Here is a 15,124-nt window from a genome sequence, read left to right as displayed (position 1 = left end):
TATGATCGATGTAGCTGAAAAACGCGATTTTCTCGTTTGGCTGATTAATAACGTAAGCTTTCCGAGAAGAGAAATAATTTGGATTTTGAACTATCTGATCAATCATGAAGCCATTTTAAGAAATGTCCATATTGTTGAACAAGCCTTGACCACGAAACGTGGTTTAGTTTTTCGAGATAGTACACAAGAGGAAGAACCGATGATGTTCAATGTAGAAGACCATCAGTTTTCTAATAGTGATCAAATTTTTCACGAGATTCGTCTACATTGGCAACAACCTTTGTATTTAGAGTGTGTATTTCCTAACTCTTGGCAAAATGCTCAATACTTATCTGTTTTAGAGGATAATCCCGCGCTTCCTTGGAATGATACTGTTAGTGAAGAAATCGTGACCGAAGTCGAGAATTTTTTGAAGTATCAAGAAAAAGAAGCCAAAATCGATTTGTTGAAGAAGCAAATCGATATGGCCTTAGAAGATGGAGACCGCGAAGCCTTTCTTTATCTGAGCGATGAATTGAATCGATTGAAACTAGCCTTACAAGAATAAAAAATAGCCCGTCTCTCATGAGAGTGACGGGCTATTTTTTATGAAGTGCGTTTTAATTTGAAACGGCGACGTTGTGGTTTCAAATAGGTGAAACCTTCACCATCCACATCATGAACATTTGTAATTGAAATAAAAGCTTTTTCATCAATCGAATGAACAATTTTTTTGACTTCGTTGATCTCTTGTGGTGACACCACGATATAAACGATTCGCTTCAATTCAGAAGAAAAACCACCTTCACCATGAAGGTAAGTGACGCCTCGTTCAAGATGTGACATTAATAATTCAGCAATCACATTGCTCTCGTTAGAAATGATCATGACACCTTTGGCTGCATATCCGCCAGAAGCTAGAACATCAACTACTTTACTGAAGACGAATGAAACGATCAATGTGTACATCATTCGTTTTAAATCTAAATAAGTTAGTGAACAAATCAAAACAATAATATCAAAAAACAGGAGTGATTTTCCCATGGTGAAACCGAATTTTTGTTCCAAGATCCGAGCGACGACATCTGCACCACCAGTCGTTCCACCATTGCGATAGACCAAGCCGCTACCAAATCCTGCAACCAAACCAGCTAAGATCGATACGATAAACAAATCGTGATCTAAATTAATTTCGATCGTGACCCGCTGCCAGATCCATAAGAAAACAGATAAACTGACTGTTCCTAAAATTGTGTAGTAAAATGATCGTTTCCCTAAAATTTTTCCACCAATCAAAATCAATGGAATATTGATAATCAACGTAGTATAAGCAGGATCGATTCCGAATAATGCACGAATAATCAAGGTGATCCCAGTAACACCACCTTCAGCTAAATCATTTGCGATATTTAAATAAACCAATCCAAATGCATAAATTGCTGTTCCAAATATGATAAATGAAATTTCTTTGGCTCTTGTAGCCATCGTCGTCTCCATACGACACCTCCTGATTTAATGATGGGAATAACTTTTCCGATGAAAAATTAAAAATAAATCAAATGCCGGATACCTTTTTTCTGTATACTGATTAGTCATTAAGACAAGTAAGTTGCTAAAAATCATCAACAGTTTAGTAATTTTATTTAAAATTGCAGAGGCTGTTAGTAAAGTATGTCATATTCGGCAGAGCGAGTCGTTGGCATTTTCAAATTTCATCCTTATCCAACATAGCATGAAATTTCAAGAGTTACAACATCATGATAGGAAACAAATCTGTTTTTTGATAAGATAGGTCTGAGGTGGTTTGATGAATCAAAAGACAATGAAAATCATGCAGCAAGAAGTGGACGAATACATCCAACAATTTAAAACAGGTTATTTTTCTCCTTTAAGTCAAATGGCAAGACTAACTGAAGAAGTCGGAGAGTTAGCTCGAGAAGTCAATCATTATTATGGCGAAAAAGCTAAAAAAACAACTGAAAAAGCAAATACGGTGGAGGAAGAATTAGGTGATGTGTTATTTGTCACGATTATCATGGCGAATTCTCTAGGTATTGATTTAACAGAAGTTTTTGATCGAAATATGGATAAGTTTAATCAACGCGATCGATATCGTTTTGAACGTAAAGATGGATTGACAGAGGGTGACGAAAAATGAGATTAGAAACACTACCATTAGAATTTCAAGGGGCTATGCCAATTTTGAGAACTTTGCAAGAAGCAGGATACGAGGCATATTTTGTTGGCGGAAGTGTGCGAGACATTCTATTAAATAAACCCATCCATGATGTTGATATTGCAACTAGTGCTTTTCCAGCAGAAGTCAAAGAGTTGTTTCATCGTACGATCGATGTTGGTATTGATCACGGGACAGTAATGGTTGTTACAAAGGAAGAGACATATGAAGTGACGACCTTTAGAACAGAGTCGACGTATCAAGATTATCGCCGCCCTGACCATGTGGAATTTGTTCGTTCACTAAAAGAAGATCTGAAACGACGTGATTTTACGATCAACGCATTAGCGGTCGGTATCGACGGCGAAGTAATTGATTTATTTGACGGCTTGGCTGATTTACGGAACAAAATTTTACGAGCTGTAGGCAATCCGCATGAACGATTCCACGAAGATGCGCTTCGAATGATGCGAGCATTACGCTTTGTCAGTCAACTAGGTTTTACATTAGAACCGCAGACATTTGAAGCGATTCAAGAATATCATTCCTTATTAGCAAAAATTTCTGTTGAACGGATCAATGTTGAATTCGTCAAATTAATGATGGGTTCTTTCCGAGAAGCTGGATTACATTCTTTGGTTGAATCTGAATGTTATATCTATTGCCCTGGGCTAAGAGAATATGGGGAGAGTTTATTGGCTTTTGCCGATCTGAAAGGTCCCGCAATCCCCACTGAGCGTCAAGCGTGGACATTACTGATGTCGCGACTTAAAATGACGCCGGAAGCTATGCGCGGATTTATGAAAGAATGGAAATGCTCAAACCAATTAACGAAAGAAGTCATCCAAATGGTCCCGGCATTAGAGTTTCGTTTAGTTCACGAATGGGATAATTGGTCACTTTATCAATTAGGAAGAGAATTAGCTTTGTCCGTAGAATATTTATTACAATATTTTGATCATGAGCCGAACTTAGCCAAAGTACGTTTGCTCTATCAAAATCTTCCAATGCATTCATTGAAAGACATGGCTTTAAAGGGCAATGATTTGATGGCACATTTTGATTATCCTCGTGGTGCTTGGATCAGTTCAACATTGCATGCGCTAGAGCAAGAAGTTGTTGAAGGCAGACTGAAAAATAATAATGAAAGTCTATTAGCTTTTGCAAAAACCTTTTTGGAGGAAGAAATGACATGAAAATATTCACAAAAGAGTATTTAGTCACTTCTGATCAAACGGCTTTTGCGATGGGGTCAGGTGATTTAGAGGTGTTGGCGACACCAGCTTTGGTAGCGATGATGGAAAATTGTAGCAAAGAATTACTTACAGGTTATTTGACAGCGGAACAAACGAGTGTTGGATTTTCCTTAGAGCTGAAACATTTAGCTCCATCTAAAGTAGGTGCTGTCATTCAAGTTACGGCAGAGATCACCAAACAAACTGAGCGGAAAGTTTTATTTTTGATCCAGGCTTTTCAGCAAGAACAGTTGATTGGTCAGGCGCTCCATCAAAGAGTCGTTGTAAAAAAAGCAACTTTTCTAAAAAACTGAAGCAAGAGCACAACATGTGACCGTTTACTCAAGGTGTGCTACACTTATTTTTAGATTAGTAGTGAGGAGAATGTAGAATGGCAAGAGAAATGACAGCATTAAAATTCTATTTCCGCAATGGAGAAACTTGGACAATTGGTCGTCGTTATATCGGTGATTTGTGGATCAAACAAATTACCACAAGCTTTGGTAGAATCCATGGTAGCGAATTTGTTGAGATTCATCCTTGTGCAGGCTTTAAAATCGAAATCTATCAAGAAGGCGATCATGTTCAAACTTCTGATATTAATTTAGGTGGGTTAGAACTAGGCATGTTTGAGCGCGCTCGTAAATTTGAGGATATCGAAAGAATGGAAATCATCTATCGTGCAGGTCATCCTGATTCTGTTTATTTCCCTTATAAAGATAAAGATACGGAAGGATTAGATAACGTATATCAATCAACCAAAGTTTCTGAAAAAACAAAAAGTTTGTATATTGTTATCGATCCGACAAAAACGGTTGATGATGTCTATGGTGAAAATCTCTAAAGTATCCAAAGCTGGAGCAAAAGTAGAAAATACTTTTGCTTCAGCTTTTTTATGAAGGCTTAATGAGGGTCCATTTTCAGGAATTATTTGAAATGAAACATGTTCAGTGGTCAGTTTGCTGGAGAATGATTAAGTAATTATTAAGGTACCAGATTAATATTCTTTTTTCACTTGTATTTTTATTAAGGTACCTGTATTATATTCTGTATAAGGTACCTTAATAAAAGGAGAGATTATTTATGGAAAATCAAATGAACGAACAATTTATGAAATTACAACATGACCTACGTCGTTATTACCACCGTCAAATGGCCAAAAACCAGACATTTGGAGCTCACAGAGGTCAAGGTCGAGTTTTAGCACTTTTAAAAATGAACCCAGAAATCAGCCAAAAAGATTTAACCTTTGTTTTAGGCATGCGCCCACAATCAGTAGGTGAGTTATTACAAAAATTAGAAGAGAAGGAATTTATCACTCGTGAAGCATCTGAAGAAGATCGCCGCGTAATGATTATTCGTTTAACAGAGCTTGGGAAAGCAGAAGCAGAAAAACTTTCAGAAACGCCTGAGTTCGGTGAAGAGCTGTTTGCAGATTTCACCGATGAAGATAAACAAGAATGGACACGTTTAGTAGATAAATTAAGCGAAACGTTAAAAAAACAATTAGGCGAAGAAGATTCTGAAGATTTCTTCGGTGGAGGCCGAGAAGCCCATGGTCATCATGGACATGGTGGACCCCATGGATTTGGCGGACCTCACGGACACAGCCCCTTTCATGGACATCATTTTGAGAGATTTGACGGTTACAACGGGTAATTTGCTGATAAATTAGATAATTATTGAGAAAGCCATCGAGGAAAATTTCCTTTATGGCTTTTTTTTGTTACAATAGCTTAGAGAAATTTTGAGGATGGTTCAAAATGAAAGAATTGAAAGTAACAGAACTTTATAAGACCTTTGGCGATAAAACACTATTTGATCGTATTTCTTTTTTGATTCACGAAAAGGATCGGATTGGATTAATCGGGGTCAATGGAACAGGTAAATCGAGTTTATTAACGATTTTAGCGGGAAAAGATAGTGGCGATGGGGACGTCTCGGCTATTGAGAAAGCGAGTGACTACCGGATTGGTTACTTGGCACAAACCCAGGATTTCCCGGCAGATCTATTAGTTTTAGATGCTGTTTTTCAAGGAGACAATGCCTTGATGCAAACAGTTAGAAATTATGAAAAAGCTTTATTGCGTTTAGCTGAAGTGAATACGTCTGAATCACAACGTCAATTTACTTTAGCTGAAGAAGCTATGAATAAACAAGATGCATGGACAGCTGATAGTGAAGCAAAAGCAATTTTGAATAAATTAGGGATTGATACGCTAGATAAAAAAATCAGCGAATTATCTGGTGGCCAAATCAAACGTGTGGCGTTAGCACAGGTATTGATCGATGCGCCTGATTTATTATTATTAGATGAACCGACCAACCATTTAGATTATGAAGCAATACAGTGGTTAGAACATTATTTGAAAAGTTACACTGGTTCATTATTAATGGTTACCCATGACCGTTACTTCTTAGATCGAGTAACGAATCGTATTTTTGAGTTGTCATTTGGGAACTTGTATGAATATCAAGGGAATTATGAAGCTTATTTAGTTGAAAAAGCTGAGCGTGACCGGGTAGCTGTTGAACAAGAAGGTAAACGCAAACAGTTGTACAAACAAGAACTTGCTTGGATGCGTGCCGGGGCAAAAGCTCGAACGACAAAACAGCAAGCACGTATCAATCGTTTTGAAGATTTGAAAGAAAATCTTCATCAAGTGCAAACGGATGAGCAGCTTGAAGTCAATATTGCTACGACTCGATTAGGCAAAAAAGTCTTAGAACTGAAAGATGCTTCTTACGCAATCGAAGGAAAAACAATCTTAGCGGATTTTGATCTATTGATTCAAAGCGGCGAACGCTTAGGAATTACGGGGAAAAATGGCGCGGGTAAATCCACGTTATTGAACATTTTAGCGGGACGGTTGTCTTTAGATAATGGCGTGATCGAAATAGGAGAAACGGTTCGTTTAGCTTATTATACACAGCAAAATGAAGAAATGGACCCTAAAAAACGGATGATCGCCTATCTACAAGAAGCTGCAGAAGAAGTGAAACAGCGTGATGGCTCACAAATTAGCGTGGCTGAAATCCTAGAACGATTCTTGTTCCCGCGTTTTATGCATGGAACATTGATCGGTAAACTATCTGGTGGTGAGAAACGACGGTTGTATTTATTAAAATTATTGATCCAACAACCGAATGTTTTGTTATTAGATGAGCCTACAAATGATTTAGATATCGCGACTTTGACTGTATTAGAAGATTATTTGCATGAATTTTCTGGGTCAGTCATTACCGTTTCTCATGATCGCTATTTCTTAGATAAAGTAGCAGAAAAATTATTAATCTTTGAAGGCAATGGAAAAATCGTTTCTTATTTTGGTTCGATTATCGAATATTTGGAACAACAAACGCCAATTAAAGAAGAAAAATTAGTTAAAGCAAAACCACAACCAAAAGAGCGCAAAAAGAAGCTCTCATACAATGAACAAAAAGAATGGGAAACGATTGAAGAAGATATTGCTTTGTTAGAAAATCGAATCGAAGAACTAACCGAGTCAATGAATCATCAAGGCGATGACTTTACAAAATTGCAAGATTTGCAAAAAGAAATCGATGCAACAGAACAAGCCTTAGAAGAAAAAATGGATCGTTGGGAATACTTGAGTGAAATCGTTGAAGAAAATTAAGTAGAGGTTAAATGTGGGAGGTACGCTATGTTAATCGCAATTTGGGCACAAGACAACCAAGCATTGATCGGGAAAAATAATCGTTTACCATGGCATTTGCCGAATGATTTACAGTATTTTAAAACGACAACAATCAATCATACCTTGGTGATGGGGCGTAAAACATTTGAAGGAATGGGCGGTCGCCCATTGCCTAAACGACAAACAATTGTTTTAACACATGATCAAAAATATCAAGCAGAAAATGTTTTAGTCTTGCATTCAGTAGCTGAAGTTTTAGACTACAGTAAAAAACATGATCAAATAACCTTTATTGCTGGAGGCTCTGCGATTTACCAAGCCTTTTTACCTTATTGTGATAAAATCTATCGAACTTACATCAATGAAACGTTTGAAGGCGATGCGTATTTCCCGACAATTGATTGGAAACAGTGGAATTTAGTTGATTCTCAGCAGGGTCCGAAAAATGAAAAAAATCCTTATGATTACTATTATGAAAAATATACTAAAAAGAAAGCCAATTAAATAGGCCATTCAACTTTTATAAAGATATAGTTTCAACAATGATTTATTTTACGAGGTTTGATATACTAAAATTAACGTGAAACTCGGTAGGAAAGAAGGATCAGCATGCCAAATGTAAAAATTGTGACCGACTCGTCTTGTACGATCGAAAAGTCGGTTAGAGATGAATTGAATATAACGGTCATTCCATTATCAGTAATGATCGATGATGTCGTTTATCCTGATGATGATGATTTAACGGGAGAAAAATTTATGGAGATGATGGCAACCGCCAAAAATCTACCTAAAACTAGCCAACCGCCAATTGGTTATTTTGCTGAATTGTATGATGAATTAGGAAAAGATGGCAGTCCTATTGTCTCCATCCATATGTCTCATACATTAAGCGGAACGGCGGAAGCAGCGCGCCAAGCAACTTTTTTAAGTAGTAGCGAAGTCACTGTGATCGATTGTGGTTTTATTGACCAATCACAGGCATTTCAAGTAATTGAAGCAGCTAAACTAGCCGAAAAAGGTGCCAGTGTCGATGAAGTCTTGGAAAGAATCGAAGAAGTAAAAAATCATAGTAAGCTGTTTATTGGAATTTCTTCATTGGATAATTTGGTGAAAGGCGGACGTATCAGCCGTGTAACTGGAGTGATTTCAAGTGTATTGAATATGCGTGTGATCATGGAACTTGAAAATGGTGAATTATTGCCTGTCAGCAAAGGGCGTGGTAAGAAAACCTTCAGTAAATGGTTTGCCACTTTTAAGGAAGAGTTGAATAAAGTCAACGTAAAACAAATTGGTATTTCCTATGCTGGAAAGCTAGAATTTATCGATGAAGCAAAACATGCACTACAAGAAATGTTTCCAGAGATGCATATCCCTGTATTGCACACGAATCCAATCGTTGCAACACATACAGGACCTGGTGCTTTCGCAATCATGTATTATACAGATTAGTTGAAACTGTCTCTAGGAATAGAGGCAGTTTTTTAAAAAGGAGTTGATAAATGAATGGATCGATTAAAACGATTCTCGACGCTATTTATTTTTTTAGCAGCTGTCGCAGGGGCATTATTGGTTCTATTTTTAGTGATTCCTAAAGCAGATTCGCGTTTGCAAGTCAGTCAAGATAGCAATCAGAATTATAAAAAAACGATTCATTTTGTTGCGGTGGGTGATTCTTTAACTGAAGGAGTTGGCGATGAAACAAAAAGCGGTGGATATGTGCCACTAGTCGCAAATGCCCTACAACAAAAATATGAATTGAACTCAGTAGAAAAGGACAATTATGGTATTTCTGGTGAGCGAAGTGATCAAATTTTAAAACGTGTAAAAAAAGATAAAGATCTTCGTAATAGTTTAGCTAGTGCAGATATTATTACGATGACTGTCGGTGGTAACGATTTGTTTCAAGCTTTCCAAAAACATTTAAATGCAAAGAGTGCGAAACAATTTGATTCTTCAATCAAAAAATACGGAAAATATGTTGAGGATATTTTAGCCGAAATGCGTGAGCTGAATTCAGCTGCTCCGATATACGTCGTCGGGATCTATAATCCGTACTATATGAATTTTCCGGACATCACTGCCATGCAAACAGTAGTAGATAATTGGAATAAGCAGACCAAAAATTTGACATCAGATACAACCAATTGTTACTTTGTACCAGTCAATGATTTATTGTATAAAGGAATCGAATCAGAAACAAGTGATAGTACGAAGTCTAGCAACACTAGTGACAGCTCCAGTACGACCACAGAAACGAAAAATAATGTCTTATATGATGAAGATAACTTTCATCCAAATAACTTAGGCTATCAATTGATGGCCAATGCGATTCAGGATAAAATTATGGATACAAAAGATTTATGGTTATTGAAGGAGAAAAAGTGATGAAAAAAAGAATCAATGGTTGGAAAATTGCTTTTCTTGTATTGGTAGGTGTGTTATTGGGCGGGATTATCTTTACGACAGTTCGAGTTTTCTCTACCCGGGAGACGAACCTTCCACCAAGTAGTGAGACAACGGTGCCTGCGGGTTCTCCTGTGCTGACAATGAACACAAATAAGAAAAAACTAAACACTGTTATGGCGTATTTCCTGAATGATCTTCAAAAAGGTTCTGATGTGAAATACGAATTTTATTTAGAGAATCAGGCAATGTTAAAAGGAGAATTCAAGCTGTTAGGAGCTCCGATAGACTTTTATCTTTACTTTGATCCGTATGTTATGGATAATGGCAATGTTCAATTAAAAGCACGTGATCTATCGATTGGAACCTTGAGTCTACCAGTCAGCCAAGTAATGGCAACCATCAAGCGAAGCTATGATTTTCCTAAATGGGTAGCAGTAGATTCAAAAGAACAAACGATCACGTTGAAATTAAATGAATTCAAATTAAATAATGGCATGTTTATCAAGGCAAATCATATTGATCTTGTAAATGATGATATCCAGTTTAGTTTATATCTACCAAAAGACAAGAAAGCCGATGAATAATTGACTAGTAAATCATTGGAGTGAGATCGAGATGAGAAGAAGTTTTTACCATTATATTTTGACACAACGCGGGCATAATCTACATGATCCAATCGAAGCCTTTGCCGGTGAGGTTGCCAAGGATATCATGTTTCCCAAACAATCAGAAGAGTATCATGAAGTAGCTGATTATTTAGAAATGAATGTCGATTATTTAGATTCAATGGATCTTTTTGATCAACTTTGGGAAAAATATTTAGAAAACAACAAATAATTTAAAAAGGAAAAGTTCCGGAAGACTTTTCCTTTTTTTTCTAGCATGCTATGATGAAAAAAAAGGTGAAAGGAAAATGCGCCTTGCAGAAAAAAACATTACCAGTTCCGATCGTTATTATTGTTCTTATTTGTACGGTGATTGTTACAGTAGTCGTGACACATTTTATCGAACAAAAACAAATTTTGAAAAATGAATCAGTCGTAAAAATTACGCGTAATGATCTAGACGATATTCAAGATCTTTATGATTTGATCAGTACAAATTATGTTGATAAAGTTGATAAAGAAACCCTGATTCAAGGTGCACTAAAGGGAATGACTGAAGCAGTTGGAGATTCGAACTCAGAATTTTTGACTGCCAAAGAGACTAAAGAACGTCAATCTCAAGTTGCTGGAAGCTTTGAAGGAATTGGGATTGATTTCGAGATTCAAAATCGTTTACCAGTACTTAATCGTGTGCCAGAAAAAAATTCACCCGCTGAAAAAGCAAAATTGAAAATGGGTGATATCATACTAAAAGTCAACGGCAAATCAACGAAAGATTTATCTGTTGATACCGTGACTAGTATGATTCGTGGAAAAAAAGGAACTCAAGTGACCCTATCACTTCAACGCGGAGCTGAAAGGTTTGATGTCGTGATTGAACGCGATGTAGTTTCTGAGGACACAGTAACTGGAAGTATCGACAAAAATCATCCAACCGTGGGTTCGATTCAAATTGCAAATTTTAGAGATACAACAGCGTTAGAATTTCGCACGATTGTAGAGGATTTACGTAAAGAAGGAGCGACTTCATTTGTGATCGATCTTCGACAAAATTCAGGCGGATTATTGGCTGAAGCTGAGCGTGTAGCAAGTTATTTTTTGGAGAATGGCGATACGATCGCACAATTTTCAAATAATAAACAAGTAATTTCGATAGATAAAGCAAGTAAAAAAATCGATCAAGGCTTTAAAGTCAAAGAGCCGAGTGTTTTTTTGATTGATCAAGAAAGTTCTTATGGAGCAGAGCTGCTAGCAGCAGCAGTGAAAAATAAAAATTATTCTTTGATTGGTTTAACCACGTTTGGGAAAGGTAGCGTTCAAACAATCAGTCCAATCGGAAAAAATAACTATGTTCAACTGACGATCATGAAATGGTATACGCCAGATGGTTCTTCTGTCGAAGGCAAAGGAGTAACCCCAACGATCGAAGCAGATTATCCAGCGTATGCCAAGCTTCCACCAATCTCTAAACAATCTAATTGGCGAGTTGGAGATTCTGGTGATGCAGTCAAGAATATCAATACGATGCTTAAAGCATTGGGATATCCAACAGATGGTGATTTATTCAACGAGGCGACACGCGATGCTGTGATTGGGATCCAAACAGAAAATAATCTACCTGAGACTGGAGCGTTGGACGATAAAACGACTGATGCGCTTCAGACGAAATTATTTAATTTGATCAAAGCCAATGATGTTGCTTATGCGAAGGCCATAGAAACGTTACAAAAATAAGCAAAGAGATTGGATGCTTATGATTGCAAGGAGTGTAGTACTTGAAAAATCTACTTACAAAAGGTCGCTTATGGTTGGGTATAAAATATTTAGTGATTGCTCTTTTTGTGGGTGTGATCATTCGGGGGTTTCTACTAATACCAGTTCCGGTAACGGGTAATTCGATGGATCAGACACTGTCTCAAGGAGACATGGTATTAATGGAGAAATTTAGCAAAATCAAGCGTTTTGATGTGATCGTCTTTCAACAACCCGATGGCACGATTTATATTAAACGTGTGATTGCTTTGCCAGGCGATGAAGTACGTTATGATCATGATCAATTATATGTAAATAATAAAAAAGTTGCAGAACCATTCTTATCGAATAACCGTCAACGGGACCATCAGGTTTCGCCCTATACGACAGACTTTAAGTTAGAAGATCTGACTGGTAAAGCGAAACTTCCGAAGGGTGAGTACTTCGTGTTAGGGGATAATCGACGGATTTCCAAGGATAGTCGGTCATTTGGAACAGTTGATAGCTTAGATATTTTAGGAAAAGCCCGAGCTGTGTATTATCCATTGAACCATCTAAAATGGATATCGTAATTAAACAGAGTATTTGAAGACCGTTGCTATTAGTAGCAGGTCTTTTTATTTTCATAGCGTTTCTAATCATTATTATTAAAGTAAAGCAACTTGTGATACAATCAGAAACGGAAAATAATTTCTGTGGCTGTTATATAGATTGAACGAATAAAAAATCAAGGAGGAAACAGATAATGCCAACAATCCAATGGTTTCCAGGTCACATGGCCAAGGCGAGAAGAGAAGTTTCAGAAAAATTAAAATTTGTCGATATCGTATTTGAATTAATCGATGCTCGGTTACCTTTGTCATCACGTAATCCGATGTTAGATCAAATCGTGCAACAAAAATCACGTTTGATTTTATTGAATAAATCCGATCTTGCCGATCCAAATCAAACGAATTTATGGGTCAATTATTTTAGAGAAGCTGGCCATCATGTGCTTGCGCTAACGGCCAAAGATGACAAAAGTGTCAAACAAATCGTTCCGGCAAGTAAAAAGGTTTTAGCAGAAAAAATTGCTCGGGACCAGGAAAAAGGAATCAAACCACGCGCAATCAGAGCGATGGTGTTGGGAATTCCGAACGTCGGAAAATCAACTTTATTAAATCATTTAGCTGGAAAAAAAATAGCAAGTACGGGTAATCGTCCTGGGGTGACCAAAGGCCAACAATGGTTACGTTTTGGGACTCAACTTGAATTGTTAGATACACCAGGAATCTTATGGCCGAAATTTGAAGATCCAGAAGTCGGTCAACGTTTAGCCCTTACAGGTGCTATCAAAGATGACTTGCTACATTTAGATGATTTAGCATTGTATGAATTAGAAGTCTTTACACGTTTCTATCCTGAACAATTGAAAGAACGCTATAAATTAACAGATGAAAACTTAACTTTAGAATTACCGGAGTTACTACTTTTGATTGCTGAAAAACGTGGATTTAAAGACGACTACGAACGAGCAAGCGAGATGTTGATTCTTGAGTTACGGCAAGGAAGATTAGGACGCTATACGTTAGATCGTTTTGAGGAGCTGAGCGAGTAATGGAAAAAATGTCCATCAAAGCGATCAAAGCACAATTAAATGAAATCATCGATGCAAAAGATCCTAAATTAGTTGAATTTCGTCAGGATAATCGCAAGGGCGTACAACAAGCATTGGATCAATGGCAAAAAAAACAAGCTAAACAAGTTGCTTTAAAACAAAAATATAATGACATGTCTGTTTTTGAGATAGAAAAAAAGGCGCAAGGATTTCAAGCGATTTGTGGGATCGACGAAGTGGGCCGGGGACCATTAGCCGGACCGGTAGTTGCGGCGGCTGTCATTCTGAATGATGAACATGCTATTTTAGGCTTGAATGATTCGAAACAACTTTCAGCTCATAAGCGAGAAGAATTGGTTCAAGAAATCAAAAAAAATGCTCGTGCCATTGGTATTGGCGAAGCTACAGCCGAGGAAATCGATCAATTAAATATCTATCAAGCGACAAAAGTTGCGATGCAGCGGGCGATCGATCAGCTCGAGATTGCACCGGATTGTTTATTGATTGATGCGATGGTGCTCGATAATGGACTGCCCCAAGAAAAAATTATCAAAGGGGATGCTCGTTCAGTTTCGATTGCGGCGGCAAGTATCATTGCCAAAGTTTATCGGGACGAATGGATGGCTAAGTATGGGGAAAACTATCCTGCATATGGTTTTGCAAACAATGCGGGGTATGGCACAAAAGAACATTTGAAAGCAATCGACGAACAAGGGATCTTACCGATTCATCGAAAAACTTTCGCCCCAATTAAAAACAAATAAAATGAAGATCCTTCTTTTTATGTATCTTTTTGATAAAAGAGCTGAAAAGAGGGTTTTTTTTGAAAAATAATTTTCTTTTACGTTTGAGTATGACGAAAGGGATCGGTGCTGTCGCAAAGCAGCGTATCTATCAATTTGCGAAACGCCATCAGTGGTGGCAATTTGATAGTCTAGAAATTCGTTTGCTTGCTCAAACGACGCGTAAGAATGATTGGAATGACTGGAGTGAGGAACGTCTTTGTGAAATACAGCAAACACATCACTATGTCACTATTGAAGATTCAACTTATCCTGAACAGCTAAGACATGTGCCGACACCACCTTTAGTATTATTTTATAAAGGTGAGTTAGCTTTTTTAGAAAGAAAAATGTTGGCAGTCGTAGGGGCTCGTGATGCATCACAATATGGTTATTCTGTTTTGCAAGAACTAATGCCGGAATTAATCAAACGCAACTTCGTGATTGTTAGTGGTCTAGCAAGAGGAATCGATAGCTTTGCCCATCAATTTGCCATCAGTAATCAAGGAAAAACTATCGGAATAGTTGGAACCGGTTTAGATATTTGTTATCCTAAAGGAAGCGGTAATTTACAAATCGAGATGAGTAAACATCACCTCGTAGTAAGTGAATATCCAAATGGGACCACCCCCGCCAAATTCCATTTTCCGATGCGGAATCGAATTATTGCTGGTTTAAGCAGTGGGGTACTTGTGATTGAAGCGAAGAAACGTAGCGGCTCGCTGATTACTGCGCAACAAGCGTTGGATTATGGAAAAGAAGTTTTTGTTGTTCCTGGATCTATCTTGGATGGAAGATCAAGTGGTTGCCATCAGCTGATTCAAGATGGAGCTGTTTGCGTCGAAAAGGCTCAAGATATTTTCGATTGTTATGATTTACTGAATAAATTCGCTAAGCCCTGACTTGACAAACAAAATTTGAATAGCGTATTAT

Annotated in this window: 18 protein-coding genes; 17 read left to right on the top strand and 1 reads right to left on the bottom strand. The window is 37.4% G+C overall.

The window, feature by feature from the left end:
* Position 1: 1 nt before the first annotated feature.
* Complete coding sequence (locus tag RV04_RS03540; RefSeq protein WP_071857090.1) at positions 2-547, top strand: YpiB family protein; 546 nt, start codon at positions 2-4, stop codon at positions 545-547.
* A gap of 38 nt (positions 548-585) precedes the next feature.
* Here RV04_RS03540 and RV04_RS03535 read toward each other — a convergent pair whose 3' ends face one another.
* The gene (locus RV04_RS03535) at positions 586-1,476 is read right to left on the bottom strand and encodes a YitT family protein (protein WP_084405503.1); all 891 of its coding nucleotides are present in this window, start codon (positions 1,474-1,476) and stop codon (positions 586-588) included.
* Positions 1,477-1,786: 310 nt separating this feature from the next.
* On the opposite strand from RV04_RS03535, the gene RV04_RS03530 reads away from it, so the two are divergent.
* The 16 genes from RV04_RS03530 to dprA all read left to right on the top strand — a co-directional run bounded on the left by RV04_RS03530 (position 1,787) and on the right by dprA (position 15,093).
* Positions 1,787-2,137: a nucleotide pyrophosphohydrolase gene (locus RV04_RS03530; RefSeq protein WP_211271168.1), complete on the top strand. Its 351-nt coding sequence runs from the start codon at positions 1,787-1,789 to the stop codon at positions 2,135-2,137.
* Positions 2,134-3,351, top strand: coding sequence for a CCA tRNA nucleotidyltransferase (locus RV04_RS03525; protein WP_071857088.1), 1,218 nt, complete (start codon positions 2,134-2,136; stop codon positions 3,349-3,351). Before RV04_RS03530 ends, RV04_RS03525 begins: the two co-directional genes overlap by 4 nt.
* Positions 3,348-3,704, top strand: coding sequence for a thioesterase family protein (locus RV04_RS03520; RefSeq protein WP_071857087.1), 357 nt, complete (start codon positions 3,348-3,350; stop codon positions 3,702-3,704). The genes RV04_RS03525 and RV04_RS03520 overlap by 4 nt, the downstream gene beginning before the upstream one ends.
* Positions 3,705-3,781: 77 nt before the next feature.
* Positions 3,782-4,234 carry a hypothetical protein gene (locus RV04_RS03515; RefSeq protein WP_071857086.1) on the top strand — a complete coding sequence of 151 codons (453 nt, stop codon included), beginning with the start codon at positions 3,782-3,784 and terminating at the stop codon, positions 4,232-4,234.
* 239 nt (positions 4,235-4,473) lie between these two features.
* On the top strand, positions 4,474-5,049 hold the full coding sequence (locus RV04_RS03510; protein ID WP_071857085.1) for a MarR family winged helix-turn-helix transcriptional regulator: 576 nt from the start codon (positions 4,474-4,476) through the stop codon (positions 5,047-5,049).
* 104 nt (positions 5,050-5,153) lie between these two features.
* Entirely contained in the window at positions 5,154-7,028 is a 1,875-nt protein-coding gene (locus RV04_RS03505; protein ID WP_071857084.1) for an ABC-F family ATP-binding cassette domain-containing protein, read from the top strand.
* A 27-nt stretch (positions 7,029-7,055) separates the two neighbouring features.
* Positions 7,056-7,553, top strand: coding sequence for a dihydrofolate reductase (locus RV04_RS03500; RefSeq protein WP_071857083.1), 498 nt, complete (start codon positions 7,056-7,058; stop codon positions 7,551-7,553).
* A gap of 105 nt (positions 7,554-7,658) precedes the next feature.
* Entirely contained in the window at positions 7,659-8,498 is an 840-nt protein-coding gene (locus tag RV04_RS03495) for a DegV family protein (protein WP_071857082.1), read from the top strand.
* A 54-nt stretch (positions 8,499-8,552) separates the two neighbouring features.
* The gene (locus tag RV04_RS03490; RefSeq protein WP_071857081.1) at positions 8,553-9,434 is read left to right on the top strand and encodes an SGNH/GDSL hydrolase family protein; all 882 of its coding nucleotides are present in this window, start codon (positions 8,553-8,555) and stop codon (positions 9,432-9,434) included.
* The gene (locus RV04_RS03485; protein WP_143139484.1) at positions 9,434-10,039 is read left to right on the top strand and encodes a YpmS family protein; all 606 of its coding nucleotides are present in this window, start codon (positions 9,434-9,436) and stop codon (positions 10,037-10,039) included. Before RV04_RS03490 ends, RV04_RS03485 begins: the two co-directional genes overlap by 1 nt.
* Positions 10,040-10,070: 31 nt before the next feature.
* On the top strand, positions 10,071-10,292 hold the full coding sequence (locus tag RV04_RS03480; protein ID WP_071857079.1) for a YozE family protein: 222 nt from the start codon (positions 10,071-10,073) through the stop codon (positions 10,290-10,292).
* 83 nt (positions 10,293-10,375) lie between these two features.
* Positions 10,376-11,794 (top strand): S41 family peptidase, encoded by a 1,419-nt coding sequence (locus RV04_RS03475; protein ID WP_071857078.1) that lies wholly within the window; start codon positions 10,376-10,378, stop codon positions 11,792-11,794.
* Positions 11,795-11,835: 41 nt separating this feature from the next.
* Positions 11,836-12,384, top strand: coding sequence for a signal peptidase I (lepB, locus tag RV04_RS03470; protein ID WP_071857077.1), 549 nt, complete (start codon positions 11,836-11,838; stop codon positions 12,382-12,384).
* Between the two features lie 173 nt (positions 12,385-12,557).
* Positions 12,558-13,409: a ribosome biogenesis GTPase YlqF gene (ylqF, locus tag RV04_RS03465; protein ID WP_071857076.1), complete on the top strand. Its 852-nt coding sequence runs from the start codon at positions 12,558-12,560 to the stop codon at positions 13,407-13,409.
* Positions 13,409-14,173 (top strand): ribonuclease HII, encoded by a 765-nt coding sequence (locus tag RV04_RS03460; protein WP_071857075.1) that lies wholly within the window; start codon positions 13,409-13,411, stop codon positions 14,171-14,173. The genes ylqF and RV04_RS03460 overlap by 1 nt, the downstream gene beginning before the upstream one ends.
* Positions 14,174-14,232: 59 nt before the next feature.
* Positions 14,233-15,093, top strand: coding sequence for a DNA-processing protein DprA (gene dprA, locus RV04_RS03455; protein WP_211271167.1), 861 nt, complete (start codon positions 14,233-14,235; stop codon positions 15,091-15,093).
* The last annotated feature ends 31 nt before the right edge of the window (positions 15,094-15,124 follow it).

The organism is Enterococcus hermanniensis, from assembly GCF_001885945.1.
GTDB lineage: Bacteria > Bacillota > Bacilli > Lactobacillales > Enterococcaceae > Enterococcus_A > Enterococcus_A hermanniensis.
Note: the sequence above shows the minus strand (reverse complement) of the source record. Positions and strands in the feature narration are given on the sequence as shown.

Bases quoted from the DNA above. Each gene is read 5' to 3' on its own strand.
- RV04_RS03540 (WP_071857090.1), top strand. From the start codon at position 2: ATGATCGATGTAGCTGAAAAACGCGATTTTCTCGTTTGGCTGATTAAT.
- RV04_RS03535 (WP_084405503.1), bottom strand. From the start codon at position 1,476: ATGGAGACGACGATGGCTACAAGAGCCAAAGAAATTTCATTTATCATA.
- RV04_RS03530 (WP_211271168.1), top strand. From the start codon at position 1,787: ATGAATCAAAAGACAATGAAAATCATGCAGCAAGAAGTGGACGAATAC.
- RV04_RS03525 (WP_071857088.1), top strand. From the start codon at position 2,134: ATGAGATTAGAAACACTACCATTAGAATTTCAAGGGGCTATGCCAATT.
- RV04_RS03520 (WP_071857087.1), top strand. From the start codon at position 3,348: ATGAAAATATTCACAAAAGAGTATTTAGTCACTTCTGATCAAACGGCT.
- RV04_RS03515 (WP_071857086.1), top strand. From the start codon at position 3,782: ATGGCAAGAGAAATGACAGCATTAAAATTCTATTTCCGCAATGGAGAA.
- RV04_RS03510 (WP_071857085.1), top strand. From the start codon at position 4,474: ATGGAAAATCAAATGAACGAACAATTTATGAAATTACAACATGACCTA.
- RV04_RS03505 (WP_071857084.1), top strand. From the start codon at position 5,154: ATGAAAGAATTGAAAGTAACAGAACTTTATAAGACCTTTGGCGATAAA.
- RV04_RS03500 (WP_071857083.1), top strand. From the start codon at position 7,056: ATGTTAATCGCAATTTGGGCACAAGACAACCAAGCATTGATCGGGAAA.
- RV04_RS03495 (WP_071857082.1), top strand. From the start codon at position 7,659: ATGCCAAATGTAAAAATTGTGACCGACTCGTCTTGTACGATCGAAAAG.
- RV04_RS03490 (WP_071857081.1), top strand. From the start codon at position 8,553: ATGGATCGATTAAAACGATTCTCGACGCTATTTATTTTTTTAGCAGCT.
- RV04_RS03485 (WP_143139484.1), top strand. From the start codon at position 9,434: ATGAAAAAAAGAATCAATGGTTGGAAAATTGCTTTTCTTGTATTGGTA.
- RV04_RS03480 (WP_071857079.1), top strand. From the start codon at position 10,071: ATGAGAAGAAGTTTTTACCATTATATTTTGACACAACGCGGGCATAAT.
- ylqF (WP_071857076.1), top strand. From the start codon at position 12,558: ATGCCAACAATCCAATGGTTTCCAGGTCACATGGCCAAGGCGAGAAGA.
- RV04_RS03460 (WP_071857075.1), top strand. From the start codon at position 13,409: ATGGAAAAAATGTCCATCAAAGCGATCAAAGCACAATTAAATGAAATC.